The sequence below is a fragment of the Vibrio sp. JZG10 genome (assembly GCF_054064075.1).
On record NZ_JBSUGE010000013.1, the window covers coordinates 145,147 to 161,041 of the forward strand.

At 45.7% G+C, this 15,895-nt stretch carries 15 protein-coding genes; 4 read left to right on the forward strand and 11 right to left on the reverse strand.

The genetic code is table 11. From position 1 onward, the window contains the following. Nucleotides 1-4: 4 nt before the first annotated feature. Nucleotides 5-670, forward strand: coding sequence for a BON domain-containing protein (locus tag ACWYVB_RS15480; RefSeq protein WP_005396458.1), 666 nt, complete (start codon nucleotides 5-7; stop codon nucleotides 668-670). A gap of 70 nt (nucleotides 671-740) precedes the next feature. Here the strand turns inward: ACWYVB_RS15480 and sspB are convergent, their stop codons facing one another. From sspB to zapE, 8 genes are all read right to left on the reverse strand, one after another. Next, nucleotides 741-1,226, reverse strand: coding sequence for a ClpXP protease specificity-enhancing factor (sspB, locus tag ACWYVB_RS15485; protein WP_031780550.1), 486 nt, complete (start codon nucleotides 1,224-1,226; stop codon nucleotides 741-743). Between the two features lie 17 nt (nucleotides 1,227-1,243). After that, nucleotides 1,244-1,879 carry a stringent starvation protein SspA gene (sspA, locus tag ACWYVB_RS15490; protein WP_005372897.1) on the reverse strand — a complete coding sequence of 212 codons (636 nt, stop codon included), beginning with the start codon at nucleotides 1,877-1,879 and terminating at the stop codon, nucleotides 1,244-1,246. Nucleotides 1,880-1,975: 96 nt separating this feature from the next. Further along, nucleotides 1,976-2,713, reverse strand: coding sequence for a cytochrome c1 (locus ACWYVB_RS15495; RefSeq protein WP_053808569.1), 738 nt, complete (start codon nucleotides 2,711-2,713; stop codon nucleotides 1,976-1,978). Continuing rightward, nucleotides 2,710-3,975 carry a cytochrome b gene (locus ACWYVB_RS15500; protein WP_005372880.1) on the reverse strand — a complete coding sequence of 422 codons (1,266 nt, stop codon included), beginning with the start codon at nucleotides 3,973-3,975 and terminating at the stop codon, nucleotides 2,710-2,712. The genes ACWYVB_RS15495 and ACWYVB_RS15500 overlap by 4 nt, the downstream gene beginning before the upstream one ends. After that, on the reverse strand, nucleotides 3,975-4,565 hold the full coding sequence (gene petA, locus ACWYVB_RS15505; RefSeq protein WP_005396462.1) for a ubiquinol-cytochrome c reductase iron-sulfur subunit: 591 nt from the start codon (nucleotides 4,563-4,565) through the stop codon (nucleotides 3,975-3,977). The genes ACWYVB_RS15500 and petA overlap by 1 nt, the downstream gene beginning before the upstream one ends. A gap of 618 nt (nucleotides 4,566-5,183) precedes the next feature. Further along, nucleotides 5,184-5,576 carry a 30S ribosomal protein S9 gene (rpsI, locus tag ACWYVB_RS15510; protein WP_005372876.1) on the reverse strand — a complete coding sequence of 131 codons (393 nt, stop codon included), beginning with the start codon at nucleotides 5,574-5,576 and terminating at the stop codon, nucleotides 5,184-5,186. Nucleotides 5,577-5,591: 15 nt separating this feature from the next. Continuing rightward, nucleotides 5,592-6,020 (reverse strand): 50S ribosomal protein L13, encoded by a 429-nt coding sequence (rplM, locus tag ACWYVB_RS15515; protein ID WP_012842158.1) that lies wholly within the window; start codon nucleotides 6,018-6,020, stop codon nucleotides 5,592-5,594. 250 nt (nucleotides 6,021-6,270) lie between these two features. Continuing rightward, nucleotides 6,271-7,374: a cell division protein ZapE gene (zapE, locus tag ACWYVB_RS15520; RefSeq protein ID WP_005395918.1), complete on the reverse strand. Its 1,104-nt coding sequence runs from the start codon at nucleotides 7,372-7,374 to the stop codon at nucleotides 6,271-6,273. Nucleotides 7,375-7,569: 195 nt separating this feature from the next. On the opposite strand from zapE, the gene zapG reads away from it, so the two are divergent. The 3 genes from zapG (at nucleotide 7,570) to degS (ending at nucleotide 10,839) form a co-directional block, all read left to right on the forward strand. Then, nucleotides 7,570-8,013: a Z-ring associated protein ZapG gene (gene zapG, locus ACWYVB_RS15525; RefSeq protein ID WP_005395919.1), complete on the forward strand. Its 444-nt coding sequence runs from the start codon at nucleotides 7,570-7,572 to the stop codon at nucleotides 8,011-8,013. A 203-nt stretch (nucleotides 8,014-8,216) separates the two neighbouring features. Beyond that, nucleotides 8,217-9,584 carry a Do family serine endopeptidase gene (locus ACWYVB_RS15530; RefSeq protein ID WP_005395920.1) on the forward strand — a complete coding sequence of 456 codons (1,368 nt, stop codon included), beginning with the start codon at nucleotides 8,217-8,219 and terminating at the stop codon, nucleotides 9,582-9,584. Between the two features lie 190 nt (nucleotides 9,585-9,774). Further along, nucleotides 9,775-10,839 (forward strand): outer membrane-stress sensor serine endopeptidase DegS, encoded by a 1,065-nt coding sequence (gene degS, locus ACWYVB_RS15535; RefSeq protein ID WP_046873999.1) that lies wholly within the window; start codon nucleotides 9,775-9,777, stop codon nucleotides 10,837-10,839. A gap of 41 nt (nucleotides 10,840-10,880) precedes the next feature. Here the strand turns inward: degS and parC are convergent, their stop codons facing one another. The 3 genes from parC to yqiA form a co-directional block, all read right to left on the reverse strand. Further along, nucleotides 10,881-13,163 carry a DNA topoisomerase IV subunit A gene (gene parC, locus ACWYVB_RS15540; RefSeq protein WP_203346667.1) on the reverse strand — a complete coding sequence of 761 codons (2,283 nt, stop codon included), beginning with the start codon at nucleotides 13,161-13,163 and terminating at the stop codon, nucleotides 10,881-10,883. A 3-nt stretch (nucleotides 13,164-13,166) separates the two neighbouring features. Then, nucleotides 13,167-15,047, reverse strand: a complete 1,881-nt coding sequence (parE, locus tag ACWYVB_RS15545; protein ID WP_005395924.1) for a DNA topoisomerase IV subunit B — start codon at nucleotides 15,045-15,047, stop codon at nucleotides 13,167-13,169. A gap of 249 nt (nucleotides 15,048-15,296) precedes the next feature. After that, nucleotides 15,297-15,881: an esterase YqiA gene (gene yqiA, locus ACWYVB_RS15550; protein WP_457529400.1), complete on the reverse strand. Its 585-nt coding sequence runs from the start codon at nucleotides 15,879-15,881 to the stop codon at nucleotides 15,297-15,299. Between the last annotated feature and the right edge of the window lie 14 nt (nucleotides 15,882-15,895).

Below are 15,895 nucleotides of genomic sequence, written 5' to 3' on the forward strand. Positions count from 1 at the left end.
AATTATGATACGTAGCCTCGTTATCTTATTAACAGCATTGAGTTTAAGTGGTTGCGCTGGCTTGTTTATCGCTGGCGCTGCAACCACAGCAAATATTGTCACGGACACACGCAGTACAAAACAAATTTGGCAGGACAACAACATCGAATTCGAAGTTGCGGCGATCGGTAACAAGGCGCCGTTTAAAGGTGAAGTTCGTGTGGTTGCCAGCTCCTATAACGGTACGGTTGTTCTTATGGGTCAGGCTCCAACGCAAGACCTTATCCATGCTTTAGAGCGAAGAGCTCGAGAAGTTAGTGGTGTGAAAGTCATACACAATCAAATCAAACAAAAAGAGCCACTCACTGTCACTCAAATTAGCAACGACAGCTGGATCACAACCAAAGTAAAATCAGCCTTGCTTACCGACTCTGAACTCAATGGCGTTAAGGTTAAAGTGATCACCGAAGACGGCGACGTTTTTCTGTTTGGTTATGTCACACCAGAGCAAGGCGAGCGAGCGACAGAAATCGCGCGTAATATCTCTGGCGTAAAACAAGTCATTAAAGGGTTCCAATATGGCGAAATGGAACCTGTTGAAGTGGACTTACCGAGTGACGGTGTACAAACAATAGAAAGTGAGACAAACGCGGAAAATGAAGCCAACGTCGAAGCATTTACGATTGAGTAATTGCGAAACATCACTTGAAAACACGTCAAGACACTAAAAAGAAAAAAAGCAGCGTTACGCTGCTTTTTTATTATTTAATCACTCTTAAGCTTGGTTTGCCTTTTGGTCGAGGAGCATCGTCCTCTTCGGCATCCGAATCAGAGGCTAACTCAGAAGGCTCATCGCTAACCGTTGTAAACGATGGGGATGATTCTTCCTCGGTCATCGCTTCTTCTTCGATGTGAGTGTACGCTTCTTCTGGTTCAAACATAGTACCAGCACCATTCTCACGCGCATAAATAGCTTGGACAGCATACACAGGCACAATTACTGAGTGTGGACGGCCGCTAAAGCGAGCATGGAAGGTAATCGCATCATTACCTAACTCAAGATTACCCACCGCACGTGGTGCAATATTCAAAATAATTTGACCATCTTGAATAAACTCAACCGGTACACGTACGCCCGGCATCGTTGCATCCACCACCAAGTGAGGAGTCAAGTCATTGTCTACTAGCCAATCGTAAAATGCACGAAGCATATACGGGCGGCGAGCAGTCATTTTTGCAATATCCATAACGTGTTTAAAATCGCTTAGCGAACTAGGCGCATTTCACGTTCAGCTTCAGTTAAAGAAGCAAGGAACGAATCACGTTCAAATACGCGGTTCATGTACACCTTGATTTCTTTTGAACCAGGGCCAACCAGATCGATACCAAGTTGAGGCAGACGCCACAATAATGGAGCTAGGTAACAGTCGATCAAGCTGAATTCTTCGCTCATGAAGTACTCATATTCAGCAAAAATTGGCGCTAACGTCAGAAGATCATTACGCAGCTTTGTGCGTGCTTTTTCTGATTCTTCCGCATTACCTTTCATCACTTTTTCAGCGAGTGAATACCAGTTGCGTTCGATACGGTACATCATCAAGCGGCTGTTGCCACGAGCAACAGGGTAAACCGGCATTAGAGGTGGATGAGGGAAACGCTCGTCCAAGTACTCCATGATGATTTTTGAATCGTAAAGAGCTAGCTCACGGTCAACAAGAGTTGGCACTGATTTATATGGGTTTAGCTCAACAAGCTCAGCAGGAAGGTTTGCTTCGTCAACAAGCTCAACTTCAACACTTACGCCTTTTTCAGCTAGTACAATGCGAACCTGATGGCTATACAAATCTGATGCACTTGAGAAAAGAGTCATCACAGAACGTTTATTGGCAGCTACAGCCATGGAGCCCTCCAGTACACTTACAAATAAAAACAATGGAGGCTAAGCCTCCATTGTACATCAATTAAAATTGGGAATTAGCACGGTATTTTAGCACAATTAATGCACATCGCGCCAATACTCTTTCTTGAGCATCACGACAACGATAGTTAGAAGCACTAAGAAGCCCATTACCCACCAACCTAAAGCATGACGCTCAAGTTGCACTGGGTCACCTGAATAAACCAAGAAGTTCACTAGGTCGCCAACCGCTTTGTCGTATTCGCCTTCGCTCAGCTCACCCGTACCGTCTGTTTCAGTACCAACAACAACTTTTACTTCTTCGCCATCTACGATTTTCGTATCGTAAATCGGCGTCGGGATACCTTGTAACTCTTCGAGCACATGTGGCATACCAACACTCGGGAAGACAATGTTGTTCACGCCGAATGGACGAGATGGATCAACATAGAAAGAGCGTAAGTAAGTGTATAACCAATCAGCACCACGAACTCGTGCAACCAACGTAAGATCTGGTGGTGGAGCACCAAACCAGTTTGCCGCTTGCTTCGGTGGCATTGCGTTGACCATTAGATCACCGATTTTCGCTTCAGGATTGAAAATCAGGTTTTCTTTCATTAAGTCTGTTGGAATTTCCAAGTCTGTTGCTACACGCTCATAACGCTGATACTGCGTTGAGTGACAAGCAAAACAGTAGTTCATGAACAACTTCGCACCGTTTTGTAGCGAAGCTTTATCCGTTAGGTCAACATTCGCTTTATCAAGCGGAACGTTAGCCCCCGCTGCCATCGCTAGTGATGGCAACATAGCAAATAGAATTACAATCCACTTCTTCATTTGAATGTCACCCTCTCTGGTAATGGTTTGGTTGCTTCATTTTTGCTGTAGAAGAACAGCAACACAAAGAACATGAAGTAACACAAGCTAAAGATCTGAGATAGTAGTGTGTACGTTGGTGTTGCAGGTAACGCACCTAAAATACCCAGAGCGATAAAGGCGATAGTGAACTGTACAATATTCAACAGATGAAGTTTGCTACGGTAACGGTATGAACGAACTTTACAACGATCCAACCAAGGTAGAACAAACAGCACTGCAATTGACGCACCCATTAGGATAACACCTAATAGTTTGTCTGGAACCGCACGTAAGATTGCGTAAAACGGCGTGAAGTACCATACCGGAGCAATGTGCTCTGGTGTCTTCAGTGGGTTGGCCGCTTCAAAGTTAGGCGGTTCAAGGAAGTATCCTCCCATTTCTGGGTTAAAGAACAGCACGTAACAGAAGAAGAACAAGAAACCAGCCACACCAACTAAGTCCTTAACCGTACCGTATGGGTGGAAAGGAATAGAGTCGATAATGTCGTATTTCTTCGTGTAGTAATCGTGGAACTTGAACTGTGTCTTGTAATCATCGCCCATTGAACCTTTTGGTAGCTTAGTTTCGATACCATCAGGGTTGTTTGAGCCGACTTCGTGCAACGCCAATACGTGCAGAACCACAAGAAGAAGCAGAACGATAGGCAGTGCAATAACGTGTAGTGCGAAGAAACGGTTTAACGTTGCACCAGAGATGATGTAGTCACCACGGATCCAAAGCGTTAGATCATCACCGATAACAGGAATCGCACCAAACAAAGAAATGATTACCTGCGCACCCCAGTATGACATCTGACCCCATGGCAGTAGGTAACCCATGAATGCTTCAGCCATTAGAACGAGGAAGATCAACATACCGAAGATCCACAGTAGTTCACGAGGTTTTTGGTATGAGCCGTAGATCAGGCCACGGAACATGTGCAAGTACACAACAACGAAAAACGCAGATGCGCCAGTTGAGTGCATGTAACGTAGAAGCCAACCGTACTCTACATCACGCATGATGTACTCGATAGAAGCAAACGCACCGTCACCAGAAGGAACGTAGTTCATCGTTAGCCAAATACCCGTTAGGATTTGGTTAACCAGAACCAGCATCGCCAGAGAACCGAAAAGGTACCAAAAGTTGAAGTTCTTAGGCATTGGGTATTCAGACAAATGCTTTTTATAAGCATTCATTGCAGGAATACGCTTTTCAACCCAGTCTAACATTGCTTGCATTATGCATCCCCCTCATCAACACCCACAATGAGCTTGGTGTCGCTCAAATACATGTGCTTAGGAACGACAAGGTTCAATGGAGCAGGTACCCCTTGGAACACTCGACCAGCCATATCGAACTTAGAACCATGACAAGGACAGAAGAAGCCAGATCTTACGCCCTGGACCTGCTCTGAGAAAGAGTCTGGTAGATAGGTTGGTGAACAACCTAGGTGAGTACAGAAACCAACAGCGACAAAAAACTCTTCCTTAATCGAACGAAACTCATTCTGAGCGTACTCAGGCTGCTGTTCCATTTCAGATTGCGGATCACGAAGCTTATCGCCGATCGTTTTTAAGTTATCTAGAACGCTTTGAGTGCGGCGAACAATCCATACAGGTTTCCCCTGCCACTCGACACGAACCAGCTGACCTGGTTCAATTTTACTTATATCCACTTCCACCGGTGCACCTGCCGCTTTGGCTTTGGCACTCGGATTCCATGATTTGATAAAAGGCACGGCGACGGCGACTGCCCCTAACCCACCAACAACTGCCGTTGTAGCGGTTAGAAAACGCCTGCGACCGTTATTTAAAGGCGCGTTGCTCATCCAAACATTCTCCCATTTGCTCCCTTTGGATCGTTATTATTCCGCTTATAAGAGCATGGCTAACAAATAATGAATTTAGTTCTATTTATTGGAGGGAAATGATAAAGAAAACCCTACTTTTTGACAAGATAAAGCTACCTTTTTGTAACATTTGTGAGGCAAATCGCTCGCGTCGTCACAAAAGCGGCAGAATTATAAAAAATTGATGTGATTTGTAACAAGAAAGCACAACATGGAAGTTCTGCTGAAAGCTATTCAAACCTTTTATCTTGGTAGTTTTCAGTTAATTACACAGCAAAATATTTCTTAGTGCGCATTCAACTTACGTTGTTTGTATTTTCACTTTTGTAGCACGCCGCATACGCAAAAAAGACGAGTAGGCATTTTAAAACATGTTGCAGGGATATTAAGACGTAAAGGCACCCACAGCAGATAAATAAGCTTATAACGTATGGTAAGGAAGAAGCCTTACTCTGAACCTAGTTATAAGTGAATACAAATTGATATTGATAGGCAGGTATTATTTCTTTAAAAACAAAAAAGCCCGGCATAGAGCCGAGCTTTTGGTACACAGTTTCCAGAGTAACTCTGAAAAGCAGAATTTCCAATAAGAGGAAATTAACGCTTAGAGAACTGTGGACGACGACGTGCTTTACGTAGACCAACTTTCTTACGTTCAACGCAACGAGCGTCACGAGTAACGTAGCCAGCTGCGCGTAGAGCAGGACGTAGAGACTCATCGTATTCCATAAGCGCGCGAGTGATACCGTGACGGATAGCACCAGCTTGACCAGAAATACCGCCGCCTTTAACTGTTACGTAAAGGTCTAGCTTTTCAGTTAGTTCAACAAGTTCTAGAGGTTGTTGTACAACCATGCGAGCTGTTGGACGACCGAAGTATTCGTCAAGGTTACGCTTGTTTACTACAATGTTGCCGCTGCCTGGTTTAATAAAAACACGTGCAGCTGAGCTTTTGCGACGGCCAGTGCCGTAGTATTGATTCTCTGCCATTTTCGAAATCCCCAATTAGATGTCTAGTACTTGTGGTTGTTGAGCAACATGGTTGTGCTCAGCGCCTGCGTAAACTTTAAGCTTACGGTACATAGCACGGCCTAGAGGACCACGTGGAAGCATGCCTTTAACTGCAAGCTCAAGAACCATCTCAGGTTTACGATCGATCAACTTTTCAAAAGTGATAGATTTTAGACCACCTGGGAACTCAGAGTGACGGTAGTACACTTTGTTCTTAGCTTTGTTACCAGTTACAGCAACTTTCTCAGCGTTGATAACGATGATGTAGTCACCAGCGTCAACGTGAGGAGTGTATTCAGCTTTATGTTTGCCACGTAGGCGAGATGCAATTTCACTTGCTAGACGACCAAGAGTTTTACCTTCAGCGTCTACAACGTACCAGTCGCGTTTTACAGTTTCTGGTTTAGCAACGAAAGTTTTCATGCTAATAATAACCCGTTAATTAAAATTTAAACTTTAAGGAACACCGTTCTGGTGCTCCCACACTGTCTAAGAGCCCAGTCATCACCCCTTCGAGTCGTTGGTACTCTCGACCTTCAATTTCGAAATAACTTCGATAATCCGGTCTGCAGTAACGGTGGGTCGCAGGATTATAGAGAAGAGCGAAGAAAAAATCACCTTTTTTTGCGCCAAATCACTAATTTTTTCTTCACTTTTTAAGAACACACTAGATTTAGGCCAAATGCTCACGCGCGAGGTACTCATGACTTTGCATCTCAGTGAGCCGAGACAAACAGCGCTTAAATTCAAACTCGAGCTGCCCCTCAGTATATAAGTCTTCCATTGGCACTTCAGCAGAAATAATCAACTTCACATTGCGCTCGTAAAACTCATCGACCAGTGCGATAAAACGCCTCGCAGCGTCATCTATTTTTCGGTTCATCTGTTGAACGTCCGCTAATAATACCGTGTGATAAATTCGGGACAGCTCAATGTAGTCATTTTGACTGCGAGCGGTTTGGCATAACTGAGCAAAAGACGCATGCAGAACCCCATCACTCGCTTCAATTACCTCAAGCTGACGGTGATTAACTTCGATTTGATGAGCGACGATCTGACGTTCGCCCGTCAGCTGCTGATAATACTTGTTGAGGTTAATGTTGGCCTGTTCATCAAGTGGATAATGGTATATTTCGGCCTGTTCAAGCGTTCTTAAGCGATAATCAACGCCACTATCAACATTCAACACGTCACAGCGTGCCAAAATCATATCAATTGCAGGCAAAAAGCGCGCTCTTTGTAAGCCATTACGATATAAGTTCTGCGGTTCGATGTTTGAAGTCGCGACTAGGATCATCTGCCGCTTGAACATCTCTTGGAGTAACGTCGCAAGGATCATCGCATCCGTAATGTCAGAGACAAAAAATTCATCAAAGCAAACCACATCCGCTTCTTCTTTGAATTTATCCGCTACTTTTGCTAGCGGATTTTCGACATCACCTAACAGCTTCAACTCATCATGTACTCGATACATGAAGCGGTGAAAGTGTACGCGCATTTTTCTTTGGGTTGGTAAAGCATCAAAAAACGCATCCATGAGGTACGTTTTACCGCGTCCGACTCCTCCCCAAAAGTAAAGACCTTTTGGGGGCTCAGGCATGTCGATTTTTTTCCCCATGAGCTTTTGCCATTTGGAAAGCTGGGGCACAGGCGCTGACTGAAATTCAACGATAGCATGGTAAAGCTTATCTAATGCAACGACCGCTTGATACTGAGCTTCATCACGCTGAAACCCGTGTTCTGCTATGTCTTTTTGATATTGTTGTAGTGGTGTCATCGTATTAAGTCGTGTAGAGGTACTGGGAAAAGGGTTACCTCGGGGTCAACTTTGAGAATAGAGAGAAGTAGTTATCAGTCCCCGAAGACATACTGCTATTTTTCTTTATCGGCTGTTCAAGCCATAGTAACATGGACTAGCACCGCGTGTAACTAAGTAGTAAAAGACTTGTTAAAACAACTATAAGGAGCAGTTATGCCTTGGATTTATGCCATTGTGGGTTTGCTGGTCGGTACAATCGTAGGCGTAGTCATTAGTAGACTAACCACCCCTGAATACAAGAAACAAAAGTCTGTGCAGAAAGAACTTGAAGCAGCCAAGTTTGAACTAGAGCAACAACGTCAAGAGCTCGTCGATCATTTTGCACAAACCGCAGAAATGTTGGATACACTAGGTAAAGATTACACCAAGCTGTACCAACATATGGCTAAGACCTCTTCTGAGCTTTTGCCAAACTTGCCAGAGCAAGACAACCCGTTTGATAAGAAAACGGCAATGTCTTCTGAAGCTATTGCAGAAGATCAACCAGAGTTTAACGAACAGCCAAAAGACTACGCCAATGGCGCAACGGGTCTTTTAAAGGATCAAGAGAAAGAAATCATTAATGCTCCCGAAGCGGTAACCGCAAAAGCATCATAATCTTCTCTTACCTCTACCTTCTAGGGCCGATACATTTGTATCGGCCCTTTTTTGAACTTTTTCTCATTACCTTTGCTCTAACTTGGATGTGAACTGCCTCCCCCTTTGATTATCCGAACTAGGCCCTATATTAGTTATTAACAAAGTGAACTAACCGTTCGGATATTTCTTTTTGGCAGACATGTTTCAAGAGGAGTTATTGGATGAAAAAACCACTGCTTGCGCTCACCGTTCTATCTCTGAGTTTGGGCTCTATTATTGCGCCAGTTCAAGCCACCGCCGCATTACCTTTAAATGTGGATGGCCAACAGTTACCTAGCTTGGCGCCCATGCTTGAGAAAGTAACCCCTGCTGTTGTGAGTATTGCTGTAGAAGGCAAACAAGTACAAACCAGCCGTATTCCCGAACAATTTCAATTCTTCTTTGGACCGGACTTTCCGATGGAGCAAAGGCGCGAGCGCCCGTTCAGAGGTTTAGGTTCTGGTGTCATTATTGATGCGAAAAAAGGGCATATCGTCACTAACTACCACGTAATCAAGGGCGCGGATGAGATTCGAGTTCGCCTCTATGATGGTCGCGAGTATGACGCTACGCTCGTTGGCGGCGATGAGATGGCCGATGTTGCGTTGCTTAAATTAGAAAAAGCGAAAAACTTAACGCAAATTAAAGTCGCAGATTCCGATAAACTTCGCGTAGGTGACTTTACGGTTGCGATTGGTAACCCATTCGGACTCGGTCAAACCGTGACGTCGGGCATCGTCTCAGCGTTAGGCCGTAGTGGCTTGAACGTTGAAAACTTCGAAAACTTCATCCAAACCGATGCCGCAATTAACAGCGGTAACTCTGGTGGTGCATTGGTCAACCTTAATGGTGAGCTGATCGGTATTAATACTGCGATTTTAGGCCCTAACGGCGGTAACGTGGGGATTGGCTTTGCGATTCCGTCCAACATGATGAAAAACCTCACCGAGCAAATTCTAGAGTTTGGTGAAGTCAAACGCGGCATGTTGGGTGTACAGGGCGGTGAAGTAACCTCTGAGCTGGCTGATGCATTGGGTTACGAGTCAAGTAAAGGGGCCTTTATTGGCCAAGTCGTACCAGACAGCGCAGCCGATAAAGCTGGATTGAAAGCCGGTGATGTAATTGTATCGGTAAACGGTAAAGCGATTAATACTTTCTCAGAGCTCCGCGCAAAAGTGGCAACGCTGGGCGCAGGAAAAGAAATCACGTTAGGTGTAGTTCGAGATGGTAAGAATAAAACCTTTGATGTAACGCTTGGCGAATCTACAAATATGAAAGCCAAAGCCGAAACATTACACGAAGGGCTCAAGGGTGCTGAGTTAAGCAATACGACACCAAGTGATGCAATTCAAGGCGTTAAAGTATCGAGCGTTGCAGATAACTCTCCGGCTGCTCAATATCAATTACAACAAGGGGACATCATTATCGGTGTAAACCGTCAGCGCGTGAAAAACCTTGCTGAGCTTCGTGCAATCGTGGATAAGCACAAAGGCGTATTAGCTCTGAATATTCAGCGTGGCGAACGTACTATTTATCTTGTTATTCGTTAGTCACTTTCAAAGTGATAGGAAATAAGGTTTTCGATGCATAGCATCGAGTAATAAGCCTCGAATACTTTTCCTTATCGCTCAATAGCTAATGAAAAGGGCAGCACGATTCCGTGCTGCCCTTTTGTTATTTTTCAATGTAATGCTATTCTTCATCTTCTATGCCATTTTGGCGCTCATGCATGGAGAGGATATGCTCAGCTTTTTATTACGTTCTGTCTTTTTAGGCTTGGCTACTGCCGCAGTGGTATTACTGGCGGTACCATCTTTGCGCCACAACGTAATTCCTGCCGCGCTAGATCCGCAACCTGTTAATATCGCGTCCGTTGAGTTGACATTTAATCAGGCGGTGCGAAGAGCAGCACCTGCCGTAGTAAACATCTACAGCCGTAAATATGTTGAAAATGATCGCAGTAAACTCTCGACTCAAGGTCTGGGTTCAGGTGTCATTGTCAGTGAGAAAGGCTACATCATTACCAACTACCATGTGGTTGCTCAAGCAGACCAAATTGTTGTCGCATTACAAGACGGTAGAGCCGCAGCGGCTCAGCTAGTTGGCACGGATAAACGCACAGACATTGCCGTACTGCGTGTCGAAGGTTCAAATTTACCTGTTATTCCTCTGAACTCTAATTACAAGCCACAAGTGGGTGATGTGGTCCTAGCCATCGGTAACCCATACAACCTTGGACAAACCACAACGTTCGGCATTATTTCAGCAACAGGACGCTCATCGATTAGCGACGGTCGCCAAGCATTCATTCAAACCGATGCCGCCATCAATGAGGGCAACTCTGGCGGTGCTCTAGTGAACACACAAGGTGAGCTCGTCGGCATCAATACCGCCTCTTTCCAACAAGCGACTGATTTAGAAACTTACGGTATTTCCTTTGCGATCCCTGCGCCACTAGCCAGCAAGATCATGCAGAAAATCATCGCTGATGGTCGCGTGATTCGTGGCTATATTGGTATCGACGGCCAAGACATTAATGCGGTCACTGCTCGCCTACTTGGAAATGAACACATAGGTGGTATTGTCGTGCTTGGTATTGATCCAAATGGTCCAGCCAATGCAGCAGGCTTCCAAAAGCAGGACATCATTATCAGTATTGATGGCAATAAAGTGCAAGGGCGTCAGAGCGTTATGGATATCGTCACCGATTTACGGCCTGGCACCACCGTGGACGTCGGCATCATTCGCAAAGGAAAAGAGATGAGCTTGAAAGTCACCATTGCCGAAGACAAGCAAGAAGCATAAAAAATCCCAGCCATTGGCTGGGATTTTTTATTTGTGCGTTACTAGCTATCGCTCGGTGCTTCCGTCGTATCGGAATCATCCAGCTCAACTTCAATGCGAGTGACTCGCTGCAAACCTCTTGGTAATAACCCACCTCGGCGACCACGTTCGCCACGGAAGTTATCAAGGTCAGACGGTTTAAGACCCAACTTTCGCTTACCCGCGTACAGCGTTAACGATGCACCTTTTGGTAAAGACATTAAGTGAGATAGTACTTCTTCTCGCTCTTTTGCTTTAGCAGCAGGAATATTGATGATCTTATTCCCTTTACCTTTCGCCAGTTGTGGCAGGTCTTTGATTGGGAACAGCAGCATGCGACCTTGGTTAGTGATTGCTAAGATTTCATCAGAATCTAAATCTTCAATCGCTTTTGGCGTCATGACCTCAGAGTTAGCCGGTAAAGTGACCAGCGCTTTACCACTGCGGTTTTTAGACAGCAAGTCAGCGCCTTTACATACAAAGCCGTAACCTGCATCTGAGCCCACCAGCCACAGCTGCTCTTCTTCACTCATGATCACTTGGCGAATACTGCTACCAGCCGTAATATTCAAACGACCGGTAATCGGCTCACCTTGACTACGAGCAGAAGGCAGCGAGTGCGATTCCAGAGAGTAACTTCGACCGTCACTACCTAGGAATACCGCAGGCTGATTACTCTTACCTCGTGCGTGCGCTAAGTATTTATCACCCGACTTATAGTTCAGGCCTTCTGCATCTACGTCATGGCCTTTCGCGTGACGAATCCAACCTTTCTCAGAAAGCACAACCGTGATTGGTTCGCTTGGAACAAGATCACGTTCAGTAAGCGCTTTTGCTTCTGCACGCTCAACCAATGGAGATCGACGGTCATCACCGTATTTCTCAGCATCCGCTTTGATTTCTTTTTTCAGTAGTGTGTTTAGACGACGCTCAGAACCGAGTAGCTGTTCTAGCTTCTCGCGCTCTTTCTCTAGTTCGTCTTGCTCACCACGGATCTTCATCTCTTCTAGTTTGGCTAGGTGACGAAGTTTGGTGTCTAGAATCGCATCCGCTTGGATATCGGTAATACCAAAACGTGCCATCAATACCGCTTTAGGATCATCTTCAGTACGGATGATCTCAATCACTTCATCTAGGTTTAGGTAAGCAACCAACAAACCTTCCAAAATGTGTAAGCGAGCCATGACTTTGTCTAGGCGGTGTTGTAGACGGCGACGTACGGTCGTACGACGGAACTCAATCCACTCTGACAGAATTTGCACCAGACCTTTAACTTGAGGACGATTATCCAAACCAATCATGTTCAAGTTAACGCGGTAGCTGCGCTCAAGATCCGTTGATGCGAACAAGTGGTTCATCAACAAATCACAATCGACGCGGTTTGACTTAGGTACCACAACGATACGCGTTGGGTTCTCGTGATCCGACTCGTCACGAAGATCGTCAACCATTGGTAGCTTCTTCGCACGCATCTGGTTAGCGATTTGCTCAAGCAGTTTTGCACCCGATACTTGGTGTGGCAGAGAGGTGATAACGATATCAGACCCTTCTTTGTGCCATACCGCGCGCATCTTGATGCTGCCGCGACCGTTGCGGTAAATCTTCTCAATATCCGCTTGCGGCGAGATGATTTCTGCTTCTGTTGGGTAATCCGGACCTTTAACATACTGCATCACGTCCGGCAGTTCTGCTTTCGGGTTGTCGATCAAATGAATAGTCGCATCTGCGATTTCACGAACGTTATGCGGTGGGATATCTGTTGCCATACCAACTGCAATACCGGTTACACCGTTAAGCAGGATATGAGGCAGGCGTGCTGGCAACATTTGTGGCTCTTTCATTGTGCCATCAAAGTTAGGTTGCCATTCAACCGTGCCCTGGCCAAGTTCGCCCAGCAACACTTCAGCAAACTTAGACAGTTTTGCTTCGGTATAACGCATTGCCGCGAATGATTTCGGGTCATCTGGCGCACCCCAGTTACCTTGACCATCCACTAATGGATAGCGGTAAGAGAATGGCTGAGCCATCAATACCATCGCTTCGTAACACGCTGAATCACCGTGCGGATGGTATTTACCTAGCACGTCACCAACGGTACGTGCAGATTTTTTGTATTTTGCTGATGCAGAGAGACCAAGCTCTGACATCGCATAAATGATGCGTCGTTGAACCGGCTTTAAGCCATCACCAATGTATGGCAAGGCGCGGTCCATGATTACGTACATCGAGTAGTTCAGATAAGCGTCTTCAGTGAACTTGCGCATTGGCAACTGTTCGACGCCATCGTAGGTAATTTCTGTAGACATCCGTTACACCTCTGCCAAGTCGCCGTTGTTTTGTAGCCAAGAACGACGGTCATCTGCACGCTTTTTGCCCAGCAGCATGTCCATCATTTCCATGGTCGCCGTAGAGTCGTCAATGGTTAGCTGCACTAAGCGACGCGTGTTCGGATCCATGGTGGTTTCACGCAACTGAAGTGGGTTCATCTCACCCAGACCTTTGAATCGTTGCACGTTGATTTTGGCTTTCTTCTTCGACAAGCGCTCTAAAATGCCATCTTTTTCATCGTCATCGAGGGCGTAGAACACTTCTTTCCCGCAATCGATTCGATACAGAGGCGGCATCGCCACATAGATATGGCCCGCTTCAACCAGTGCACGGAAGTGACGAGTGAACAGTGCACAAAGCAGCGTTGCGATGTGAAGACCATCCGAGTCCGCATCGGCAAGGATACAGATCTTACCGTAACGAAGACCATCAAGGTTATCGCTGTCAGGATCAATCCCCAAAGCCACTGAAATATCGTGTACTTCTTGAGATGCTAATACTTGGTCAGCAGAGACTTCCCACGTGTTCAAGATCTTACCACGCAGTGGCATCACAGCTTGGAACTCACGGTCACGTGCCTGTTTTGCCGAGCCACCCGCAGAGTCACCCTCCACAAAGAAGATTTCAGTGCGACTTAAATCCTGTGCTGAACAGTCGGTCAACTTACCTGGCAGTGCCGGGCCGGACGCCACTTTCTTACGTACGACTTTTTTCGCTGCACGCATACGACGGTGCGCATTAGCGATACAGACTTCTGCCAATTGCTCTGCTAGCTGAGGCTTTTCGTTCAACCAAAGACTGAACGCATCTTTTACTACGCCAGAGACAAATGCCGCAGTTTGACGAGAGGACAGACGTTCTTTGGTCTGGCCTGCAAATTGCGGATCTTGAATTTTAACCGACAACACGTAAGAACAGCGGTCGAAAACGTCATCACCCGTTAGCTTCACGCCACGAGGTAATAGATTACGGAACTCACAGAATTCGCGCATCGCTTCTAACAAGCCTTGGCGTAGACCATTAACGTGCGTACCACCTTGAGCGGTTGGGATCAGGTTAACGTAGCTTTCGGTGATCATCTCACCACCTTCTGGCTGCCAAATTACCGCCCAGTTTGCCGCTTCGGTATCCGCCAAGAACTCACCAGTAAATGGTTCTTCAGGAATAACTGGGTAGCCTTTTACGCCTTCCGCAAGATAGTCTTTAAGACCGTCTTCGTAGTACCACTTATAGTCTTTACCATTAACTTTGTCGGTTAATGTAATTTCTAAACCCGGACACAAAACCGCTTTTGCGCGCAGATTATTGACTAGGCGCGTAACAGAGAAGTTAGCCGAATCGAAGTACTTCGCATCAGGCCAGAAATGCACGCTGGTACCGCGATTGCGACGACCACATGTACCGGTTACGGTCAGGTCAGAGACTTTATCACCGTGCTCAAATGCAATTTCATACACTTGGCCATCACGACGAACGGTTACTTCAACGCGTTTTGACAACGCGTTTACTACCGAAATACCTACCCCGTGCAAACCACCAGAGAATTGGTAGTTTTTGTTAGAGAACTTACCACCTGCGTGCAGCTTGCATAGGATTAACTCTACGCCTGACACTTTCTCTTCTGGGTGGATATCAACAGGCATGCCTCGACCATCATCGATCACTTCTAGTGATTGGTCGGCATGTAGGATGACTTGTACTTTTGAGGCATGTCCGGCTAGCGCTTCATCGACACTGTTGTCGATAACTTCTTGGCCCAAATGGTTTGGGCGCGCTGTATCCGTATACATCCCTGGTCGGCGACGTACTGGCTCTAAGCCATTCAGTACTTCAATGGCACCAGCATTATATTGTTCAGTCATAATACGGAATTATTCTCAAAGTTTACTTGTTGCCTGAATATCACCAATGGGGGAACCCATACTCAGGAAACGAAAAAGCCACCCTGTTCACATCACTAAGTGCTTGTAAACATGATGCATAACAAAGTAGCCAGGGTCCTCGACCCTTAAGATCTTTTGGCAAAACATAGTCGGAAAGCATACCGCCCATGTCAAGAAACGGTTGGATATATCAATAAAAACTATGAGCCTTTTCCAATCGCTTTCGAATTACAGTTCTAGAAATTCGATAATCTGTGCAGGATAACGCTCAAAGCCTACAAAACTGTGATCACCGCCTTGTTCTACTGTTTGCTTAGCGTCTGCAAACTTATCTACCGCTTGTCGATAGTCTAAAACCTCATCTTCTGTTTGCTGCAACAACCAGAAAGAATATGGCGACGCGATGCTTTGTACATCAAGAGCTTTTAACTCGTCAATATGACAAGCTTCAAGTGTATAGGTTTCGTGCGTATAAGGGTTAGTTTGCTCACCCAAATAATCTACTAACAACTCATAGGGCTTAACCGCGGGGTTGACCACAACCGCTTTAAATCCAAACTTGTCATTTAGCCACGTTGACATAAAGCCGCCTAATGAGCTGCCCACCAGACCAATGTTATAATCGTCTTTATATTGTTCGATGATATCCAACAACATTTTCGCCGCTTGTTGAGGATAACAAGGTAACTGGGGAACAATCACTTTGATATCAGGACGATGCTGCTCGCAGTATGCTCTCATCACATTGGCTTTCATTGAAAGTGGGGAGCTGTTAAAACCATGGATATACAGAAGAAGTGAAGGTTTACTCATAGATATCTCGCACA